The sequence below is a fragment of the Actinokineospora auranticolor genome (genome assembly GCF_041897805.1).
GTDB classification, from domain to species: Bacteria; Actinomycetota; Actinomycetes; order Mycobacteriales; family Pseudonocardiaceae; genus Actinokineospora; species Actinokineospora auranticolor.
The window spans coordinates 2,186,734-2,204,288 of record NZ_CP154825.1 but is presented as its reverse complement, the minus strand read 5'-3'; the positions used below and the strand labels follow the sequence as shown (position 1 = coordinate 2,204,288).

At 71.3% G+C, this 17,555-nt stretch carries 15 protein-coding genes; 5 read left to right on the top strand and 10 right to left on the bottom strand.

What is annotated here, in order from left to right:
• Window positions 1-91: 91 nt before the first annotated feature.
• On the bottom strand, window positions 92-1,876 hold the full coding sequence (locus tag V5P93_RS10245) for a histidine decarboxylase (protein ID WP_104483164.1): 1,785 nt from the start codon (window positions 1,874-1,876) through the stop codon (window positions 92-94).
• 201 nt (window positions 1,877-2,077) lie between these two features.
• Here V5P93_RS10245 and V5P93_RS10240 point away from each other — a divergent pair, with 201 nt between their 5' ends.
• The 4 genes from V5P93_RS10240 to V5P93_RS10225 all read left to right on the top strand — a co-directional run bounded on the left by V5P93_RS10240 (window position 2,078) and on the right by V5P93_RS10225 (window position 5,727).
• Entirely contained in the window at window positions 2,078-2,872 is a 795-nt protein-coding gene (locus tag V5P93_RS10240) for a metalloregulator ArsR/SmtB family transcription factor (protein WP_104483165.1), read from the top strand.
• A 529-nt stretch (window positions 2,873-3,401) separates the two neighbouring features.
• Complete coding sequence (locus tag V5P93_RS10235) at window positions 3,402-4,028, top strand: hypothetical protein (RefSeq protein WP_104483166.1); 627 nt, start codon at window positions 3,402-3,404, stop codon at window positions 4,026-4,028.
• A complete protein-coding gene (locus tag V5P93_RS10230) occupies window positions 4,010-4,885 on the top strand; it encodes a hypothetical protein (protein WP_104483167.1) in 876 nt (291 codons plus the stop codon). The genes V5P93_RS10235 and V5P93_RS10230 overlap by 19 nt, the downstream gene beginning before the upstream one ends.
• On the top strand, window positions 4,882-5,727 hold the full coding sequence (locus V5P93_RS10225; RefSeq protein WP_104483168.1) for a LamG-like jellyroll fold domain-containing protein: 846 nt from the start codon (window positions 4,882-4,884) through the stop codon (window positions 5,725-5,727). Before V5P93_RS10230 ends, V5P93_RS10225 begins: the two co-directional genes overlap by 4 nt.
• Before the next feature lie 88 nt (window positions 5,728-5,815).
• Here V5P93_RS10225 and V5P93_RS10220 read toward each other — a convergent pair whose 3' ends face one another.
• From V5P93_RS10220 to V5P93_RS10190, 7 genes are all read right to left on the bottom strand, one after another.
• The gene (locus tag V5P93_RS10220; protein WP_146108378.1) at window positions 5,816-6,169 is read right to left on the bottom strand and encodes a hypothetical protein; all 354 of its coding nucleotides are present in this window, start codon (window positions 6,167-6,169) and stop codon (window positions 5,816-5,818) included.
• Between the two features lie 71 nt (window positions 6,170-6,240).
• A complete protein-coding gene (locus tag V5P93_RS10215; protein WP_104483170.1) occupies window positions 6,241-7,803 on the bottom strand; it encodes an ABC transporter ATP-binding protein in 1,563 nt (520 codons plus the stop codon).
• A complete protein-coding gene (locus tag V5P93_RS10210; protein WP_104483171.1) occupies window positions 7,790-10,084 on the bottom strand; it encodes an arylsulfatase in 2,295 nt (764 codons plus the stop codon). Before V5P93_RS10210 ends, V5P93_RS10215 begins: the two co-directional genes overlap by 14 nt.
• A 15-nt stretch (window positions 10,085-10,099) precedes the next feature.
• Entirely contained in the window at window positions 10,100-10,957 is an 858-nt protein-coding gene (locus V5P93_RS10205; RefSeq protein ID WP_104483172.1) for an ABC transporter permease, read from the bottom strand.
• Window positions 10,954-11,913 (bottom strand): ABC transporter permease, encoded by a 960-nt coding sequence (locus tag V5P93_RS10200; RefSeq protein WP_104483173.1) that lies wholly within the window; start codon window positions 11,911-11,913, stop codon window positions 10,954-10,956. Before V5P93_RS10200 ends, V5P93_RS10205 begins: the two co-directional genes overlap by 4 nt.
• Window positions 11,910-13,478, bottom strand: a complete 1,569-nt coding sequence (locus tag V5P93_RS10195) for an ABC transporter substrate-binding protein (RefSeq protein ID WP_104483174.1) — start codon at window positions 13,476-13,478, stop codon at window positions 11,910-11,912. Before V5P93_RS10195 ends, V5P93_RS10200 begins: the two co-directional genes overlap by 4 nt.
• Window positions 13,475-14,683, bottom strand: coding sequence for an ROK family protein (locus tag V5P93_RS10190; RefSeq protein WP_104483175.1), 1,209 nt, complete (start codon window positions 14,681-14,683; stop codon window positions 13,475-13,477). Before V5P93_RS10190 ends, V5P93_RS10195 begins: the two co-directional genes overlap by 4 nt.
• 305 nt (window positions 14,684-14,988) lie before the next feature.
• Between V5P93_RS10190 and V5P93_RS10185 the strand changes: the two genes are divergently transcribed.
• Window positions 14,989-15,909, top strand: coding sequence for a TauD/TfdA family dioxygenase (locus V5P93_RS10185; protein ID WP_281261701.1), 921 nt, complete (start codon window positions 14,989-14,991; stop codon window positions 15,907-15,909).
• Between the two features lie 147 nt (window positions 15,910-16,056).
• On the opposite strand, the gene V5P93_RS10180 is transcribed toward V5P93_RS10185, so the two are convergent.
• A complete protein-coding gene (locus V5P93_RS10180; protein WP_104483177.1) occupies window positions 16,057-16,386 on the bottom strand; it encodes a helix-turn-helix transcriptional regulator in 330 nt (109 codons plus the stop codon).
• Window positions 16,387-16,911: 525 nt separating this feature from the next.
• Entirely contained in the window at window positions 16,912-17,415 is a 504-nt protein-coding gene (locus V5P93_RS10175) for a ricin-type beta-trefoil lectin domain protein (RefSeq protein WP_104483178.1), read from the bottom strand.
• Window positions 17,416-17,555: the final 140 nt, after the last annotated feature.

Below are 17,555 nucleotides of genomic sequence, written 5' to 3'. Positions count from 1 at the left end.
CCTCGCAGGGGGCCGCGATTGTCCGCGCGCGAGACCCGTCGACCGGGAATCGTCGACGTGGCCCGGCCGCGCGCGGCCGGGCCACGCGCGCTCAGGCGAAGCCGCGGTCGACGAAGGGCGTTTCGGCCAGCACGGCGGTCGCGCGGGACAGCGCGGACTGCGGTTCGATCGGGTCGAACGCGTCATAGGCGTACAGGTCGGCGGTGAACGCGTCGATCTGTTCCTGGGTGGTGGACGGCATCAGGAACACGTGCGCGATGTGCCGGATGCTGCTGTCGTCGTTCGGCCGCATCCGCAGGCTCACCGTGGACAACGACCACTTGGCGACCAGCCGCGCGCCGGGCCGCCGGAAGCGGACCGTGATGGCCAGCGGGGTGCGGTCGATGAACAGGCTGTCCTCGTTGAACTTGGCCTTGCGGTACTGCTCCACCTGCACCAGCCGGTCCACCAGGTAGGCCGACATCCGCTGCGCGTGCGTGGCCTGGGTGATCTGCCGGTCGTCGGGGTTCTTGGCGATGTGGTCCCAGATGACGATCGGCGAGAACCCGTTGCGGGAGCCCGCGAACGTGGTGTCGAGGGAGCCGATGTAGTCCGGTTTGCTCGGTGGCTGCATCTGGTACTTGACCTTGGTCGCGAAGATGCCGCACGGCACCGGCGCGCCCATCCACTTGTGCCCGCTGACCACGATCGAGGCGACCATGTCCAGTTCCACCGGCTCGCCGTGCTCGGGCACGTGCCGCGACCGCAGGCCGAAGTCGAACTCCGGGACCGGCGCGTCCGGGTTGTACCCGTACTTGGCCTCCTTCGCCGCCTTGGCCAGGAACGGCACGTAGCCCGCGCCGAGCGCGCCGTCCACGTGGATCCAGAAGCCGCGGCGGTGGTCGGTGCGGCGGCCGTGGCCGTAGTGGATCTCGCGGTCGATCAACCCGTTGGCGTGGAAGATGGGCAGCAGCCGGTCGCTGACCTCGCGCACCGGGTCGTAGGCGCCCTTGAAGGTGCTGCCGAAGTTGAGGCTGACGATGATCGGGTGTCCCTTGCGGGCGAAGAAGTCGACGAGCACGACGAGCTTGTCCACATCGATCGAGCCCGGACCGAAGGTCGAGTACCGCTCGTCGGGGTTGCTCGTCTCGGGCAGCGCCGACGGGACCTCGTCCGGCCAGACGCCGTTGTTGATCGGGCACTCGTTCTTGTAGAGGTCGCGGCCCAGCTCGCCGAAGGTCGGCAGGCTGAGCACCCGCACGGCCTTGTTGAACGAGTAGTGCGTGTCCTCGGAGTAGAAGACCACCGGCTGGTACGCGCGGTTGTCGGCGGTGGCGTCCTGCGGGCTGGCGTAGGTCAGCGCGCCCGCCTGGTCGGACTCCTCCTCCCCCAGCAGCCGCCTGCCGGAGAGGTAGTCGCGCGCGTTCCACAGCGCGTACATGTTGCCCTCGGTGGAGCCCATGCTCAGCGAGTAGCCCCAGCAGGACTCCTTGTCGGCCTGCACGTACGGCTTGCCGTGCCACAGCTCGGCGAAGTAGTCGAGCACCGCCTGCTCGACCACCTTGCTGTTGACCTTGAGGCCGCCGTCCTGGAACGGGTCGCCGATGTTGTTGATGTGCGTGCGCAGGAACCGCGACAGGTCCTCGGCGTAGCCGTTCATGTCGGAGTTGATCTGGTAGCCGAGCAGGTGGTCGCGCTTGTACTCGACGTAGGCGGCGAGCCGGTCCAGCGCGGCGGCGCGCTCGGCCGGGGTCAACCCGGTCCGTTTGAGCTTGAGCTGGTCGGGGGTGGGCGGTGTGGGCGGGTAGGTGCTCCACACCTCCTGGCTGGGGATGGCGATGTCGTCGGTGAACACGTCCCCGCGCAGCGCGGACGGGCGGCTGTCGACCTGGGTCATGTCGGTCCTCTCACCTCGGCGGGCGCGCCCGGGCGGACCGCGCCCACTGACCGGCCTACCGGAGCGCCGCCGCCGCGTCGTCACCCCGGCCCGCGACTCCACCCGGCCGGGTCGCGCATTGACCCGGCCGGGTTTACAGGCAGCCGTCCGGCTGCCTATGCTGAACACGCAGCCGCTTGGCTGCCTTTTTCCGGGAGCGGGATGGACGAGGTGTTCCGGGCGCTGGCCGACCCGAGCAGGCGCAGGCTGCTGGACTCGCTCAACGAGCGGGACGGGCAGACGCTGCGCGAGCTGTGCGCGGGGCTGGACATGGCGCGGCAGTCGGTCAGCAAGCACCTGGCCGTGCTGGAGGCGGCCAACCTGGTGACCACCGCGCGGCGGGGCAGGGAGAAGCTGCACCACCTCAACGCCGAGCCGGTCAACGCCATCGCCGACCGCTGGATCAAGCGCTACGACCGCGGGCGGGTTCAAGCGCTCGCCGACCTGAAGAGAGCACTGGAGCAACCGATGGCCGCACCCACCGAGTTCACGTACACGACGTACATCGCCACCACGCCGGAGAAGCTGTGGCAGGCGCTCACCGACCCGGCGTTCACGCGCCGGTACTGGGGCGTCGAGTTCACCTCAGATTGGACCGCGGGCACGCCGATGACGTGGGTGGAGAACGGCGTGACCATCACCGACCCGGAGCAGGTCGTGCTGGAGTCGGACCCGCCCCGGCGGCTCTCCTACACCTGGCACACCATCTCCGACGAGTGGCGCGACTCCCACGACTTCGACCACGAGGTGGCCGCGAGGTTCGCGGCGGAGCCGCGGTCCCGGGTGTCCTTCGAGATCGAGCAGTTGGGCGAGCGGGTCCGGTTGACCGTGGTGCACGGTGGCTTCGAGCCGGGCAGCGAGCTGCTCGCGGGCGTGACCCACGGCTGGCCGGAGATCATCGCCAGCCTGAAGTCCCTGCTGGAGACCGGCACCGGGCTGCCGGTCCGGCAGGGCTAGGCGCCAGGAGTGCTGAGTGGCCCGTCACGGGCCCCAGGTAGGACCCGCGACGAGGCGGGCGGCAACCGGGTCGCAACCGGTTGGCACTTGAGACCCGCTCAATCCCCCGGGCATAGTGTTGTCAAAGCTATGGTGAACTCGTATGGAGCGCACACCTACCGCGATCGAGTGAAGACACCCGGTGGTGACACCCGTTCCGTCACTGGTCGACACCTAAACTTCACCCTTCCCGGTGACGGGCGACGCAGTACCCGGGAAATTCATACCCAGAGTGTAATTTTCCGCCTTTTGTGGCCACTGGAGCCGGGGGCACCCACCCCGCCGACCGTGCAGTGCTACGCAGCGTCCTACTTGGACCCCTTAAAACCACTCGACCCGGCGGCAGCGTCCGTCATGCGGGGCAAACTCGTTCGTGTCTGGCATAAGAACCGGCTCACAGTCCGCGATGGATAGTGAAACGGCTCCCGCGCCCCACGAGCGTCCCCGCCAACCGGCAGCACAACCCGCCGGGTCGAGAAAGGTTAAGGCCATGGCCTCGGTCACCCGTCGTCGCCTCAGCGACCGCAAGTCGGCTCTGCTCGTCATCGCGGGTGGTCTGGTCGGCACCACCCTGCTCGCCCTCGCGCTGACCGGGACCCTGTCCGCCTTCACCGCGGCCATCACCAACACCACCGACACGCTGTCCACCGGGTCGCTGATCCTGCGGGAGACCGACGGCAGCAACACCTGCACCAGCACCAGCTCGTCGACCAACGCCGCCAACTGCGCCACCATCAACAAGTACAGCGGCTCGACGCTGCTGCCCGGCGGCTCGGCGACCAAGACCGTCACCCTGGCCAACGACGGCACCATCACCCCGGCCACCTTCACCCTGACCCCGGGCACCTGCTCGCAGTCCGGCTCGGTCTCGGGCATCACCCCGGCGTCGGACTTCTGCTCGCAGGTCACCCTGAAGATCTACGCGGCGGCCACCGCCACCGGCCCGACCTCCTACAACGGCACCCTGGCCGCGTTCACCACTCCCATCTCGCTCACCGCGCTGGCGCCGTCGGCCACCCAGCAGTACACCTTTGTGGTGAGCCTGCCCTCGTCCCTCGGCAACAGCTACATGGGACTCACCGCTTCGCAGCCACTCACATGGACGTTCAGCTCCTGATCCGAGTCCGGGCGCTGGTTCTCAGCCAGCGCCCGGGGAGGCGCGGCAAGCACCGCGCCTCCCTGAGCCATGACCACCGACGCCTGCTGACCACCCTGGCCGCCATCGTGCTGGCCGGGGTGGTCATGGTGCTGGGGTGGTCGATCACCGGGGGCCGCTGGATGTCGGTGGACACCCCGTCGATGGGCGAGGCCGCCCCGGTCGGCACGCTGGTGCTGACCCGCCCCGCCCGGGTGGCCGACCTGCGGACGGGCGACATCATCTCCTTCATCCCCCCGGGCGACAGCCGGATCCACACCCACCGCGTGATGGACACCGCGGGCGGCGTGCACACCAAGGGCGACATCAACGGGGCGATGGACCCGACCCCGGTCACCCAGGAGAACCTGGTCGGCAAGGTCGTCGCGCGCTGGTGGGGCATCGCGTGGCTGATCAAGTCGCTGCCGATCCTGATCCCCGGGTGCGGCCTGATCTGGCTGCTCACCCGCCGCGCCGCGCCGCGCTGGCGCAGCGCGCTGCGGCTCGTGGGGTACCCGCTGGCGGTGAGCGCGGCGATCGTGGTGCTGCGCCCCCTGGTGAACGCGACCCTGCTCACCACGATGGGCGACGAGCACGGCACCCGGGCGACCGTGGTGTCGACGGGAATCCTGCCCGTGCGGGTGGAAACCCCCGACGGTGTGTTCGCGGACCTGCACTCCGGCCAGGTCGCCGACCTGCTGAGCAACGCCGCCGACGACCACGGCCGCATCCCCATCACGGTCAACGCGCACATGCCGTGGCAGTGGTGGACAGTGTGCCTGGTGCTGTGCGCGGTGCCGTTCCTGATCTCGCTCTACCGGCAGCGGAGGCTCCGATGACCACCGCGAGGACCAAGCGGCGGCTGCTCGCGCTGTCCGGGGTCCTCGTGCTGGTCGCCTACCTGGGGACGAACTCGACCATCAGCGCCTACCTGGCGCGGCTGGTGAACACCACCGACACGGTCAGTTCGGCCCCACCGGACTGCCACTACGTCCCGCTGTCCGACGGCGCGACCCGGCTCTACCCGCTCAACGAGACCACCGGCACCACGGCGATCGACGAGTCCTCCAGCGCGCAGAACGGCACCTACCAGGGTGGTCGGCAGACGGTGAACGCGTCGCCGTACGCGTGCGTGCGCAACCTGGAGGCCTACCCCCGGGTCGACCAGACGCACTGGGTGTCGACCCCGGGCACCATCTCGATCTCCCCGACGACGAGTTCGAGCCAGGAGGCGTGGGTCCGCACGGTCAACAGCCAGGGCGTGGCCGTCGCGATCGGCAGCACCCAGACCGCGGCGTCGCCGAGCAAGAACCTGCTGGTGCTGGTCAACAGCACCGGCAGGCTGGTGTTCGCCGTGCAGGGCAGCGGTGTCACCTACGAACTGGTCAGCGGCTACAGCATCAACGACGGTTCGTGGCACCACGTCGTCGCCGTGCACGACGCGTCCTACGGGCTCAAGCTCTACCTCGACAACACCCTGGCGGCCAGTCAGTCGGGCGTGCACCCGACCGCGCTGACCGGGTACCTCCGGATCGGGTACGAGAACACCAACGGCTTCACCAACGGGTTCGGGACCGACCAGTCCGCGGCGCACTGGTGGGACCACCTGGCGTTCATCTCGTACTACCCGTTCGCGCTGACCGCGACCCAGGTCAACTCCCACTACCAGGCAGGACGCTGAACACCCGCGAGATCGCGCCGGTCTCTGAACCGCGGGGGAAGAGATCGGCTGAAGGGCGATCTCGCCGCCTCGGCGGAGCCGAGGCCATTCACACAGCGTGCTCGCGCAGCCAGTGCAGGACCCACTCGCCGAACTGGTCGTCGAGGACGCCGTCGAGCGCGTCTTCCTCCACCAGTCCCACGACGGTGATGGCGATGCCGTCGACGAGCCGCCCGTAGAGCAGGACCCGGGCGTCCTCCGGGTCGTCGCCGACCTTGAGGAGCAGGGAGGTGTCGTCGAGGCTGTCCCACCAGGCCAGCAGGTGGGCGCAGACCTCGGCGTGCGCGCCGGTGGGGACGTAGACCTCGACCTGCCGCGGCCCGAGGTCGGTGGCCGAGACCCCGACGCTGCCGATGGACAGCGCCGGGTACCGCGCCAGGTGGTCACGCGCCGAAGCGATCATGTCGGTCATGGTGTCCCACACGTGTGCCATCCCGGTGCGTTCGGCGCTGGTCCGCGTGGAACTGTACCTTGTCACACCCGCGCGAACGCCCGGTCGAGATCGGGCACTGAGGACACCAGCCGTCGGGTGTACTCCTCGCGGGGCGCCCGCAGGACCTCGTGGTGGGCGCCTTCCTCGACCACCTTCCCCTGCCACAGCACGACAACGCGGTGGGCGACGCTGTCGACCACGGCGAGGTCGTGGCTGATGAACAGGCAGGCGAATCCGAGGTCGCGCTGCAGGCCGGTCACCAGGTCGAGCACCGCCGCCTGCACCGACACGTCCAGCGCGCTGGTCGGCTCGTCGGCGATCACCAGCCGGGGTCCCAGCGCCAGCGCCCTGGCGATGCCGACCCGCTGCCGCTGGCCCCCGGACAGCTCCCGGGGCCTGCGGCGGGCGTAGGACGCGGGGAGCTTGACCGCGTCCAGCAGCTCGGCGACCCGGCGGCGGTACTCCTCGCCGCGAGCGACCTTGTGGACCCGCAAGGGTTCGCCGACGCAGTCCGCGACGGTCATCCGGGGGTTGAGCGAGCCGCCCGCGTCCTGGAACACGAAGCCGAGGTCGCGGCGAGCGGCCACGGGGTCGCCGCCGAACACCGAGACGGTGCCCGAGGCCGGGCGCAGCAGGCCCGCGGCCACCCGGCCGATGGTCGACTTGCCCGAGCCGGACTCGCCGACCAGCCCGAGCACCTCGCCGTGGCCGATCCGCAGGCCGACGTGGTCGACCGCGGTGAAGTCCTTGAACCGCACCACGATCTCGGCGAGCCGCAGGGCGTCCGTGGTCGACTCGGCGGAGTAGGACGCCGGGTCCCGGTGCCCCAGGCGGGGCACGGCGGCGAGCAGTTCCCGGGTGTACGTGTGCGACGGTCGCGCGAACAGGTCCCCCACCTCGGCCTGCTCGACCAGCTCGCCGCGCCGCATGACCGCGACCCGGTCCGCCAGGTCGGCAACCACGCCCATGTTGTGGGTGATCAGCAGGATCGCGGTGCCGAGCCGGTCGCGCAGGTCGCGCAGCAGAGCCAGGATCTCCGCCTGGACGGTCACGTCCAGCGCGGTGGTCGGCTCGTCGGCGATGATCAGCGACGGCTCGTTGGCCAGCGCCAGCGCGATCACGACCCGCTGCTTCTGCCCGCCGGAGAGCTGGTGCGGGTACTTCACCACGGAAGCGGCGGGCAGGCCCACCAGTTCCAGCAGGCGCACCGCTTCCGCACGGGCCTCGGCACGCGTTGCCTTCCGGTGCGCACGCAGGACCGCCGAGAGCTGCCAACCGATGGTGTGCACGGGATTCAGGGCGGTGGCCGGTTCCTGGAAGACCATCGCGATCCCGCGTCCGCGGACCTCGCGCAGCTCCTCCTCCCCCGCCCCGACCAGTTCCCGGTCCTTCAGCTTGGCCGAACCGCGCACCGCGGCCGTGGCGGGCAGCAGGCCCAGCACGGCCCGGGCGGTCACGGACTTGCCGGAGCCGGATTCCCCGACCAGCGCCAGGATCTCCCCTGGCGCGATCGAGAAGTCGACGCCGCGCACGGCGGGTGCCGGGCCGAAGGAGACCTCCAGCCCGCGCACCGCCAGCACCGGGTTCCGCTCAGTCGTAGACACGTTCGGCCTCCGCCCAGAGTCGGGCCACCAGGGCCGGGTCGTAGTCGGCCTGCTTGCCGGGTTCGTAGCGGACGTGCCGGAGCGCGCCGGAGTACGGGAAGGTCCGCTCGCGGGTGTGCAGGTCCCAGTCGACGGGGCCGCCGCGGTCCGCGCCGACGCTGATGCCGGTGAACGGGGCCAAGCCGATCATCTGCGGCACCGGACCGACCTCGCCGGTGCCGGAACCGGTGTCCAGTACCAGGTTCCACCGGAACTCCGGCAACGCCTCGGCCGTCAGGCGGACCTCGACCGGGCCGGTGCCCAGCGGTACGCCAGCGGTGCGGTGCACGACACCGTAAGCGTTGTAGCTGAGGTAGGCCGCGCCGTCTTCGACGTACACCACGTAGCCGCCGCCTTGGTCACCGTGCGCGAAGAGGACACCCCGGTCGCCCACGGTGCACTCCAGCGCCGCGATGGCCGTGAAGTCGCGGAACTGCACCAGTTGCGCCGACCGGTACCGCTCCAGCAGCGGCGTGCCCGGGTACAGGGTCACCGGCCGCTCGAGGCGTTCGTCGTCGGGCCTGCGCAGGTTGTTGGCGGGGCTGTAGTCGTTGAGCGGGAACACCGCGTTGTTCCACGCGGCCTTCTCCCACGCCGCGGCGAGTTCGGCCAACTTCTCCGGGTTGGCGGCGGCGACGTCCGTGGTCTCCGTCGGGTCCTCGGCGACGTGGTACAGCTCCCACTCGCTGTCGTCGTAAGGGGTTCCTGGGATATGCCGGGTGACGATCTTCCAGCCGTCCGCGTAGTAGCCGCGGTTGCCACCGGTTTCCGTGTACTGGCTGGTGTGCCTGCTATCCACAGTGGAGTCGTGCAGCAAGGAGGCCGCGCTCACACCGTCGACCTCCGCCGCCGCGAGGCCGTGCCGCTCCGGCAGGCGCGGCACGCCTGCCAGCTCCAGCAGGGTCGGGGTCACGTCGGTGACGTACACGTACTGGTGCCGCAACCCCGGTGCCAGACCGGCGGGCCAGTGCACGATGAACGGCGTGCGCACCCCGCCCGCGTAGGTGTCGAACTTGTACAGCCGGAACGGCGTGTTCGACGCCTGCGCCCAGCCGCGCGGGTAGTGGATGGTGGTCTGCGGGCCGCCGAGCAGGTCCAGTTCCCGCTCGACGTCGCGGTCCCACGAGCCCGGCACACCCGGCACGTGCACGAACTGGCTGAAGTAGCTGCGCGTGCCCGCCGGCCCGCCCTCGGCGGTGGCGCCGTTGTCGGAGGTGAACACGATGATGGTGTCGTCGAGTTCCCCGTGCCTGCGCAAGGTCTCGACCAGCCTGCCGACGCTCTGGTCCACATTGTCCAGCGCGGCGGCGTAGACCTCCATGTACCGGGCGAAGAGCTGCTTCTGCTCGTCCGACAGCTCATCCCACGGCGGCACGTCCCGCCCCGGCTCGCTGTTGCGCGGCGGCAGGAGCGTGCCCTCCGGGAACAGGCCCTCGGCGAGCTGCTTGGCGAAGCGCTGCTCGCGGATGGCGTCCCAGCCCGCGGCGTAGCGGCCCTTGTACCGCTGGAGGTCGGACTCCTTGGCACCCAACGGGCCGTGCATGGCGTGGTGGGCGAAGTAGAGGAAGAACGGCTTGTCCGGGTCGTTGGCGCGCAACGTGTCGATCATGCGCACGGCCCGGTCGGTGAGGTCGTCGGTGAGGTAGTAGCCCTCGGGGAAGTCGCCGTCGTACGGGCTGTTGTCCCAGACCAGCCGGTGCGGGTGGTGCAGGTTGGTCAAGCCCTCGAGGCTGCCGAAGTACCGGTCGAAGCCGCGCTGCAACGGCCAGGACGCGCGGTCGGCGGCGTCGTGGCTGGCCGCGTCGCGGGTCAGGTGCCACTTGCCGACGGCGAAGGTGGCGTACCCGGACGCGCGCAGCGACTCGGCCAGCGACGGCGCGTTGTCCGGCAACTGGAACGAGTACGCGGGGTAGCCGGGGTCGGAGTTGGCGGGGAACGCGAAGCCCGCGCGGTGCGGGTTGAGGCCGGTGAGCAGCGCCGCGCGGGACGGCGAGCACAGCGGGGTGGTGTGGTAGTTGGTCAGCCGCAGACCACCGGCGGCCAGCGCGTCCAGCGTCGGGGTGGCGATCTCGCCGCCGAACGGGCCGATGTCGGCGTACCCGAGGTCGTCGACCAGCACCACGACGATGTTCGGGCCCTTCGCGCGCCGCTCGGCGGGCCAGCCGGGGCGCGACTCGGCGAAGACCCGGCCGACCTTGCCGGTGAAGCCGTCGTAGCCCCGTGCGTTGTCTGGGAGAGTCATGCGTTTTGTCCTTCTCTATGCGCCGCGGGCGGCGTTCGCGGCTTGGGCGATCAACTGGAAGCCCAGCACGAGCACGGCCGTGACCACCAGGGGTCCGGCCGCGAAAAGCGGGTTGAGGTCCAAATAGCCCAGTGCGGTCTTGAGCACCGCGCCGAGCGACGGCTCCGGCGGGCTGACGCCGATGCCGAGCACGCTCATCGCGCCCTCGATGAACACCGCGACCGACATGGACAGTGCCAACTGGACCAGCACCGGCTCCAGCGAGTTCGGAAGCACGTGGGTGCGCAGCACGTGCGCCTTGCGCGCGCCGACGACCTCGGCGGCGGTGACGTACTGCGCCTCCCGCACCTTCAGCACGGCCGCGCGCAGCAGCCTGCCGAACACCGGGATCTCGATGAACACCACGACGACCATCACCGAGCTCGTGCCCGGCCCGATCACCGCGGCCAAGCCGATGGCCAGGATCAGCTGCGGGAACGCCAGCAGCACGTCGAACAGCCGCTGCACGGCCACGTCCAGGACGTTGTTGACCGTGGCCAGCGCGCCGACCGCGCACCCGATGAGCGCCCCGACGGGCACCGCCGTGAAGCTGATCAGCAAGTCGACGCGGATCCCGGCGAGCAGCCGGGCCAGCACGTCGCGGTTGAGGTCGTCGGTGCCCAGCAGGTGCGCGCCGGACGGGCCGAGCAGGTTCGCGTCGGGTAGTTGCGCGTACGGGTCCCACGGCACCAGCAGCGGCCCGACCAACCCGGCCAGCACCACGACGCCGACCAGGACCAGCCCGATCAGCCCCTTGCCCCGGGCGAACACCCGCGGCCGCGCGGGCACGGCCACCTCGACCGGCTCGACCGGGTCCTCCAGCACGGCGGTCACGCTTTGCCCCCCAACCGGACGCGCGGGTCCAGGTACGCGTGCACGACGTCGGTCAGCAGCTGGACCAGCACGAACACCGCGACCGACAGGATCAGCAGCACCTGCACCACCGGGTAGTCCCGGCGGGTGATGCCCTGCTCCACCAGCAGCCCGAGCCCGGGCCAGGAGAAGATCGACTCGACCAGCACCGCGCCGCCCAGCAGCGACCCGGTCTGCAACCCCAGCGTGGTCACCACGACCGGCAGCGCGCCGCGCAGCGCGTGCCGCACGACCACCTCCCGGCGCCGCACACCGGCGGCGGTCACGGTGGTGATGTAGTCCTGCCGCAGTTCCGCGCGCAGCGTCTCGGCGAGGAAGCCGGTCAGCACGCCCGCCACCGGCAGGGCCAGGCACACCGCGGGCAGCACCAGGTACTGCGCGGTGATGTCGAGCCGGTCGAACATGCCCTTGGGCGGCACGCCGCCGGTGGGCAGCACCCGGAACCACACGCCGCACACGATGATCAGGACCACGCCGGTGACGAAGGTCGGCAGCGCGACCGCCGCGGTGTGGAAGGCGGTGAGCGCGCGGTCCACCCAGCGGTTGCGGGTGGCCGCCCACAGCGGGCCGAGCAGCAGCGCGACCAGCACCGCGATCACCAGCGCGGCCAGGGTCAGGGTGAGGGTGTTGCCCAGGCCGGCCCCGACCAGGTCGGCGATGTCGCCGCCGATCAGGTAGGAGCGGCCGAGGTCGCCGGTGAACAGCCCGCCCAGCCAGTGCAGGTACTGGCTGACCACCGGCAGGTCGAGCCCGAGGTCGTGCCGGATGGCCGCCACGACCTCGGGGGGCGCGTCGGCACCTGCCAGCACCGCGGCCGCGTCGCCGGGGATCGCCCGGATGACCAGGAAGATCAGCACGGACGCGAGCCAGAGCACGATCAGCGCCGACGGCGCGCGGCGCAGCAGGTACCGGGTCACGCCAGGAACGCCTTGCTCAGGTCGAGTTCGCGCCTGCGGGTCCAGTCGACGCCCTGGAGGCCGTCGCGGACCACGACCTGCTCGAACACGACGCCGATCTCGGCGAGGAAGGTGCCGTCGAGCAGCTGGTTCGACAGCTCCTTGTAGGCCGCGGTGGCCGCGGCGCCGGTGGCGTCGGGCAGCTTCCACGCGTTGTCGGCCGCCGCGGTGTAGGCCGGGGAGCTGAAGTGCGAGGAGTTGCGCTTGGCGTTGAACGGGTACGCGCTGACCGTCAGCGTGGACGGGGTGAACTGGGCCCACGAGTGGTTGGTGACCCAGAGGCCGGGGAACTGGGCGCCGATGAGCTGCTTGATGAACTGCGTGGAGTCGACCGGCTCCAGCTTCACCGCGATGCCCACCTCGGCCAGGTTGTTCTGCACGATCTGGGCGATGTTGGCCTGCACGCCGTCGGTGCCGGGGTAGGCCAGCGGGACCTCGGGCAGCGCCGCGCCGTGCTCGGCGAGCAGCGACTTGGCCTTGGCCACGTCACGGCGGAAGCGGTTGTCCAGCTCCTGGTCGTAGGCGGGGCTGGTGCGCGGCCACGGCAGCGACACCGGGTAGCCCTTGCCCCGGTAGACCTCCTTGACGATCCGCTCCTTGTCCAGCGCGTAGGCGATGGCGTGGCGGACCTTCGGGTCGTCGAGGCCGGGGGCGGAGACGTTGATGCCGACGTACGCCTGCAACTCGGCGCCCTCCAGCGGGATCGCCTTGAGCCCGCCCGCGGCTTCCGCGGCCTCGGCGTCGCGGTAGCCGACGCCCCGGGCGAGCTGCACCTGGCCGGACTTCACCGCCGCCGCGAGGGACTGGGCGTCGGGGATGACCCGCACGTGCACGCCGTCGAGGTAGGGCTTGCCGCCCCAGTAGTCGTCGTTGCGGGAGAAGGTGAGGTCGGTGTTGGGCCGCCACGAGTCGAACTTGAACGCGCCGGTGCCGACGAACTTCTTGCCGGTGCCGATCTCGGCGGCGGTCTCCGAGTCGATGATCGGCACGGTGTCGAGCAGGTCGAGCAGGTTGCTCACCGGGTGCGCCAGCTTGAGCACCACCTTGTCCGGCGCCGGGGTCTCGATGGCGGTGATGGTCTTGGCCGTGCCCGCCAGCTGGCCGTTCCACTTCGGGTCGGCGTAGGAGGTGAGCGAGAACTTGACGTCGGCGGAGGTGAACTCGCGTCCACTGTGGAACTTCACGCCCTTGCGCAGGGTGATGTTCAGCGTGCTGCCGCCGTCGGCCTGCTCCCAGGCGGTGGCCAGCCGGGGCTTGGCCTCCAGCTTCTGCCGGTCGTAGCGGACCAGGCTGTCGTAGACCAGGCCGACGACGGTGGTGATGGAGACGTTGCTGTTGGTGAACAGGTTGGCGGGCACCAGGTCGAGGTTGACGCCGAGCTCGGCCACGCCGCCCGACTTCGGGGCCGCCGACGCGCCGGCGGGGGCGGTCTGGGCGTCCACGGCGGACTGGCAGGCAGCGGTGGTCAGCAGCAGCGCGGCCGCCGCGAGCGCCCGCAGAGTCGCGCGTCTGGGCAATACGTTCATCGGGTGGGGGCCTTTCGTGCGTGCTTGTCGTCTGTGGTGGAGACCTTGGCTGTTTCCAACAGGTCCAGGGGGTTGTCGAACAGCCGGTTGAGCAGTCCGGTGCAGGCCGCGGTGGCCTGCAGGGTGGCGCCGAAGCGGGTCACCGACACGATGTCGGCGCCCGGGAGGGTCGTCGTGGCCGAGTAGGCGCGCAGCAGGTCGGGCAGCCGCTCGGCCTGGTCGGTGATGGCCTGGCCGCCGAGCACCACGCGGTCGGGGTTGAACGCGTCGCGCAGCAGCCCGACGGCCCGGCCCAGCGCGGTGGCGCGGTCGGCGAGCAGCTGCTCGGCGCGCGGTTCGCCCGCGCGCGCCGCCTGCCGGACCAGCCGGATGTCGGGTTCGGCGACGACGCCGTCGCGCACCGCGCGCTCGGCGACGGTGCGGTCGGCGACCGTGGCCTCCAGGCAGCCGGTGGCCCCGCAGGGACATCGGGTGTCGCCGCCGATCGGCAGGTGCGCGACGCTGCCGCCACCGCCGGGGCCGCGGTGCAGCTTGCCGTCGACCGACAGCGCGACGCCGACGACCTCGCGGGCGTAGAAGTACAGCAGGCTCGACACCCGCGGCCCCCAGCCGAAGAGCAGTTCGGCGTTGGCCATGGCCGCGACGTGGCCGTCGAGGTGCACGGGGTGGCCGGTGGCCCGGCGCAGCAGGTCGGCGGCGGGTACCCGGTGCCAGCCGAGCCGGTCGTGGTCGAGCAGGCCGCGCTCGGCGTCGACCAGGCCGCCGGTGGCCAGGCCGATGCCCAGCACCCGGCGCCGCGACCAGCGCCGCAGGAACGCCCGCACCTTGCCCGCGATGTGCGCGAGCACGTCCTCGGCGCTGCCGGACGGGGTGGGGATCTCCTCGGAGTCGAGCAGCGTGCCGCGCAGGTCGGCCAGGCCGTAGGTGATGGTGCTCACCCCGATGTGCACGCCGCACGCCGCGTAGCGGGTGTCGTCGAGGTGGATCGGCACGCGCGGGCGGCCGATCGCGCCGACCGGCACCAGCTCGGGGAACTCGCGCAGCAGCCCCAGTTCGATGAGCACCGCGACCTGCCTGCTGACCGTGGGCATGCTCAGCGCGGTGTGCTCACCGATCGCCGCGCGCGAGAGCGGTCCCTCGCGGCGGATCGCGGCCAGCACGGCGGCGGCGTTGGTGGCGCGCACCCCGGGCCTGGCGGGTCGCATGTCGGTCACGGATGCCCTTTCTAGGCATAACTGTTTGCCCGCTTTTATTCGCGGGCGAGAAGAAGTCGGGGGCGGGCGCCCGGCACGGGGGCGGTGGGGTGGATCAACAACGGCGCACAGGGGAAGACTCCGTGTGTCCACACGGGATGTCAACGACGTCCGGGATATGGAATATCGAGGATCACTTAATTTCAGTGCTTGACGGAAGCTTGTTGGGCCGCGCGCGCCGTTCGTAGGTTCGGTGGTGCGGGGTCCCCCGCCTCTCGCCGCGGTCGCGGCGCCCCCACCTGGAAAGGACTGCTGCTGTGAGCACGCCTGTGGAGACCGGGGTCTCGGTCGTCAAGCTCGGTTCCAACATCGGCGCCCGCATCGATGGCGTCCGGCTCGGCGGTGACCTCTCGCCGGAGGCCGTGGCCGAGATCCGGGCCGCGCTGCTGGCCAACAAGGTGATCTTCTTCCGCGGCCAGGACCACCTCGACGACGACGGCCAGCTGGCCTTCGGCGGCCTGCTGGGCGAGGTGACCCTGGCGCACCCCACCGTGCGCGGGGTGCAGAACCCGAACATCCTGCCGATCGACTCGGAGTACGGCAAGGCCAACAGCTGGCACACCGACGTCACCTTCGTCGACCGGGTCCCGGCGGTCAGCATCCTGCGCGCGGTGCACCTGCCGCCGTACGGCGGCAACACCGTGTGGGCCAACACCGTCGCCGCCTACGAGTCGCTGCCGCTCTCGCTCAAGGCGCTCGTCGACGGGTTGTGGGCGGTGCACACCAACTCCTACGACTACGCGGCCAACATCGACGAGCTGCGCATCGGCGGCGTCGACGTCAAGACCGAGCAGTACCGCAAGGAGTTCCAGTCCGACCTCTACGAGACCGAGCACCCGGTGGTCCGCGTGCACCCGGAGACCGGTGAGCGCTCGCTGCTGCTCGGCCACTTCGTCAAGCGGCTCATCGGGGTGACCTCCACCGAGTCGCAGGCGCTGTTCCAGTTGCTGCAGCAGCGGGTGACCCGGTTGGAGAACACGGTGCGCTGGCAGTGGCAGCACGGCGACGTGGCGATCTGGGACAACCGCGCCACCCAGCACTACGCCATCGCCGACTACGACGACCAGGCGCGCCGCCTGCACCGGATCACCCTGGCCGGGGACGTGCCGGTGAGCATCGACGGCACGCCCAGCGTGGTGCGCACCGGCGACGCGTCGCACTACTCCGCCGCGCTGTAACACTTTCTCCCACCACCCGGCGCCGTTCCCGGCTTGGCGCCGCGGCCGCGGGGACTTCGAAGCCGCCGTCGGCGCGGGGAGGTTCGTCGAGGCAAGTCCGCGACCATCGAAGTCCTTTGTGGACTTCGATGGTCGCGGCGGCTCGGGCTACGGCGCGGGGTCGCCCGCGTCCCCGCCCTCGGCGGGGGTGGCCACCGACTCGGCCTCGCGCTGCGCGGCCCGCGAGCCGGGGCGCCTGCGCATCGGCCCCGGGGTGCGCGACGGGTCGCGGCCCTCGGCCAGCATCTCGTCGAGTTCCTCGCGGGTGACGCCGAGCAGGTGCGCGAGCTTGGGCAGCACGTACCCGCGCGGCTCGCGGCCCCACGACTCCCAGCGGTGGATGGTGCCCGGATGCAGGCGCAAATGCTCAGCGAGTTTCTCCTGGGACAGGCCCGCGGCCTTGCGCGCCTGCGCGAGCCGCTTCCGTCGCGTTTCCATGCGCCATCTCTCCCGCCGCTCGTCGCCCACCCGCGCCGCCGGGACCCGCCCTGGCCCGCCGCCGCGGTCCACACCGCCACACCGCCACCGGGCGTGCCGCGTCCGCCACGGTGCGGCGCGCCCGCGTCCATTTCTACCGCAGTTCTACTCTGGACCGGCCCGTCCGGAGCGACCGCGCGGTGAACGGCATGGCGATCTTCCTCAGATTAGCCTGTTCGGTGCGAGAATCGGGTGCCAACTCGGCTACCCCTCGGCGATCGATTGGTTCACCCGCGACCGGGAGCGGTTGGCGAGCGACCACTCCGGGTCGCCGCGGCGGGCCGTTCCCGCACCGTGGCGGGGCTGTCTCGGTTGGAACGGGCGGTCCCGGTGGTGCGTTCGGTCTAGTGGCGGCGGGCCGTCCGGGCGATCCGGGACACCGGGGCCCGGCGCGGTGGTGGGCGATCGCGACAGTCCTGTCCGGTATCCGCTTCACCCGTTCGGCCCTGGGGTCGATGGGGACCGGGAGCGGTGCTCGGGCGCGGATCAGCGTTCGTCGTCGGTGCCGGGCAGCTCCCAGCGCTGGCTCGCCACGTCCGCGTCGCACGGCTGGAGGCCGACGTAGCCCGGCACGTGCCAGAGGCACCACTCGCCCGCCCGCGCGTACGGCGCCTCGGCCGCCTGGACGAGGTAGGCCGCGTCGCCCAGTTCGACCACGTTCCACGCCTGCGCGCGGTCGGCGACGTCGCAGTCGACGAGGACCGCGTCGGCCGCGTCGTGCCCGAGGCACCAGTCGGGGCCCTGGGCGGCGAACCACACCTCGCCGTCGGTGGGCCTGCTCGCCCGCCACTGCTGGCGCCTGCCGTCGGCGCGGCAGTCGGCGACCGCGACCGGACCGAGCCGGGCGGGGCTGGTGAGGCACCCGTCGCCCGCGGCGGAGCGGATGGCGACGATGCCCGGCACCGGGCCGACGGGGACGGTGGCCGCGGCGGGCACGGCCCCGGCGACGGCGGCCATGGCGAGCAGCGGGGCGGACAGCGGGAGCGGCATGCGGGTCTCCTGGCCGGACAGTCCATAGAGGACGATGGGTGCGGCACCGGGATCGGTGCCGCACCCCAGGACATTGCCGTCGGCCGCACCGGATCGCGCGGGCCTGCCGCACATCCCACCCAATCGGGTGCCGTCCCGGG

Excerpts from the sequence above, each read along its gene's own strand:
- V5P93_RS10245 (WP_104483164.1), bottom strand. The coding sequence starts at position 1,876 with ATGACCCAGGTCGACAGCCGCCCGTCCGCGCTGCGCGGGGACGTGTTC.
- V5P93_RS10240 (WP_104483165.1), top strand. The coding sequence starts at position 2,078 with ATGGACGAGGTGTTCCGGGCGCTGGCCGACCCGAGCAGGCGCAGGCTG.
- V5P93_RS10235 (WP_104483166.1), top strand. The coding sequence starts at position 3,402 with ATGGCCTCGGTCACCCGTCGTCGCCTCAGCGACCGCAAGTCGGCTCTG.
- V5P93_RS10230 (WP_104483167.1), top strand. The coding sequence starts at position 4,010 with ATGGACGTTCAGCTCCTGATCCGAGTCCGGGCGCTGGTTCTCAGCCAG.
- V5P93_RS10225 (WP_104483168.1), top strand. The coding sequence starts at position 4,882 with ATGACCACCGCGAGGACCAAGCGGCGGCTGCTCGCGCTGTCCGGGGTC.
- V5P93_RS10220 (WP_146108378.1), bottom strand. The coding sequence starts at position 6,169 with ATGATCGCTTCGGCGCGTGACCACCTGGCGCGGTACCCGGCGCTGTCC.
- V5P93_RS10210 (WP_104483171.1), bottom strand. The coding sequence starts at position 10,084 with ATGACTCTCCCAGACAACGCACGGGGCTACGACGGCTTCACCGGCAAG.
- V5P93_RS10195 (WP_104483174.1), bottom strand. The coding sequence starts at position 13,478 with ATGAACGTATTGCCCAGACGCGCGACTCTGCGGGCGCTCGCGGCGGCC.
- V5P93_RS10190 (WP_104483175.1), bottom strand. The coding sequence starts at position 14,683 with ATGCGACCCGCCAGGCCCGGGGTGCGCGCCACCAACGCCGCCGCCGTG.
- V5P93_RS10180 (WP_104483177.1), bottom strand. The coding sequence starts at position 16,386 with ATGGAAACGCGACGGAAGCGGCTCGCGCAGGCGCGCAAGGCCGCGGGC.
- V5P93_RS10175 (WP_104483178.1), bottom strand. The coding sequence starts at position 17,415 with ATGCCGCTCCCGCTGTCCGCCCCGCTGCTCGCCATGGCCGCCGTCGCC.